The sequence below is a fragment of the Coprococcus sp. AF21-14LB genome, assembly GCF_003458885.1.
Lineage (GTDB): Bacteria > Bacillota > Clostridia > Lachnospirales > Lachnospiraceae > UBA9414.
Map to the genome: position 1 here is coordinate 1 of NZ_QRVX01000102.1, position 2475 is coordinate 2475.

The window sequence follows — 2475 nt, forward strand, 5'->3', positions numbered from 1 at the left end:
GCCGCGGACGGGTCAGCCAGTCTGTGTATGGGGAAAGTATCTTCTCTGCCTGGTGAAAATGCTGAGGTTTTGAAGAAACTCACCGATATAAAAAGGTGATTTTTGTACAGTTTCATAAAAACATTTTATAAAAGGGCATGCTTCGCAGACCTTCTTGCGAAGGCCTTTTAGAAATGTATTCAGTGGAAAAAATCTTTTGTCAGGAAGTACCATATGTCCTTCCGATGTTCTGCATCCGGCAGCATCCACACTCCGGGCAGACGCGGATATCAATCTTCCATACCGCTTTTATAAGTTCAGCTATGGATAGGTTATATATCTCGACCGGAAGCGCTGATGTCCCTGAAGTGTAAATATCAGTTTCAGGTTTTTGTTTTTCCTTCGGTTATTCAGGAAACCATAATACCGGATCTTCTGGAAACCGGACGGGAGCACATGCATCAGATAACGCCGGATAAACTCTGTATTTTCCAGGGTGAGTATCCTGCGCGGTTCGCCGGGCTTTTTTCCTCTGGCAGAAAAAGTGACCTGCTGTTTGTCAACAGACAGGATACGGCTGTTCGATATGGCGATCTTATGTGTATATCTGCCGAGATATTCAATGGCATTGCCAAATCCATGGAAGGTTTCTTTTATGTAGGGGCACCAATCCTTTTCATAAAGGCCATTGCGGAATTCGGACCATAGATAAGAATTGCGCAGCTTTTCACAGGAACTGGAAAAAGTCAGTGAGCCGTTTTTGTAAAATGAATCGAGACCAGCAAGATATCTGCCTTTAAATTTGTCCCGCAGGACTCGTACAGGAATAAAGAAACCGCTTTTCGTTTTCCGTATTTTGCGGTCTGGTGTAAGCCCTCCTCCGGAAACGATGCAGTGCATATGCACATGGTAGTTGACCTCCTGGTCCCAGGTATGGAGCACCTGGATAATACCGGGTATTGCCCCTAGATGTTTCTTATCAGCAGAAAGTTCTAAAAGCGTTTCGGCGCAGCATCTGTGGAAGAACCCATAGAGGAGCCGCTGGTTGCAGTAGATTAGAGGATTCAGTTCATGCGGAAGCGTAAATACCACATGAAAATAGGGGGTATCGATCACCTCAGCCCGGCGTTTATCCACCCAGATTTCCTTATTTACGGCCTGGCAGTTCGGGCAGTGACGGTTACGGCAGGAGTTGTTATGGAATTGCGTATAGCCGCAGTCAGGGCACTGAGAAATGTTGACGCCAAGGGTTCCTGATTTACAGTTGAGGATGGCACGGGATGCTTTTTTCTGGACATCCGACTGGAACAGCCCGGAAGAATCAAAAGCTTCATAAGAAAGATCCCAGACCTGCTGGATTTTAGACCTGATCACAGGAATCACCTCCCATCTGGTCGAATGGGCTGACGGCACTGCCGGTGCCATTGGATGCAAGATGGACATAAATGGTGGTAGATTCTAATGATTTATGCCCGAGCAGGGCTTTAATGGTCAGAAGATCCGTGCCATTTTCATAAAGATGTGTACCAAATGCATGCCGGAAAGTATGGCATGTAAAGCGTTGCGGCCATCCCAGCCGCTGTTCATGCGCATGGATATGGCGCGAGAGAAAAAAGGTATCAATGGGCTTATCAATACCGGACTGTTTGGGAAAAAGCCATCCCATAGGTCTGCCGTATTCAAACCAGTAGCGTGTCAGCAGACCAAGAGCTGTATGAGAAAGAATGGCATACCGGTCCTGTCGTGCTTTGGAATGGCGGATATGGATACGAAGGTTTTTACGGTCAATATCTTCATAACGGAGATGGCAGACTTCCCCGATGCGCAGACCGGAAGAATACATAACAGCAGTCATGGTTTTCTGTTTAAGATCCGGCATGGTGGAAATAAAGTGCCAGACTTCATGTTGTGAAGGGACATAGGGAAGGTAAGTGTCAAATCTGCGCATGGGGAGCTGTGTAGAATCCCATGGTTTATGTAAAACATAGAGAGTAAAGAAACGGAGCTGCGAAATGCAATGGTTGATTGTGCGGTTGGAAAGGTTCCTTTCCTTTTGAATCCAACGGATAAAATCACGCAGTTCATCCCATGAAACATCTTCGGGGAGTTTATGAAGAATGTTGGTGAGATAGTCCAGATAAGCACGGATATAGGTGGAATAAGATTTAATAGTATGGTCAGTAAGACCGCAGAGGGAGATCATCTCCCGGAAAGTATTCAAATAATCGTCCAAAATGGAACCTCCTTCGAAATAAATGATATAAGAAGCAGTAAAACGTCATAGTTCAGGAGGTGGACGATAAAATTTTCAGATATGTAGTTGTTGAGAACAAAAATCCATGATAAACTAAGCATAGCAGTTCTTGTGTATATGTGTAAGGTTAAGTGTGGTAACTCAACAATACAACATATATTCAAAAACTGCTACTTTTTTGTTAAAAAAGTGGAAAATTCACGTACCTGGGGCTAGCCGCCGCGCTAGCGGCTTGGTACAAT

Annotated in this window: 1 protein-coding gene and 1 pseudogene; both read right to left on the minus strand. The window is 45.0% G+C overall.

What is annotated here, in order from left to right:
* Positions 1 to 199: 199 nt before the first annotated feature.
* Positions 200 to 1353: pseudogene (locus DWX73_RS13090) on the minus strand (IS91 family transposase).
* A complete protein-coding gene (locus DWX73_RS13095) occupies positions 1340 to 2212 on the minus strand; it encodes a tyrosine-type recombinase/integrase (protein WP_118349106.1) in 873 nt (290 codons plus the stop codon). Before DWX73_RS13095 ends, DWX73_RS13090 begins: the two are co-directional and overlap by 14 nt.
* Positions 2213 to 2475: the final 263 nt, after the last annotated feature.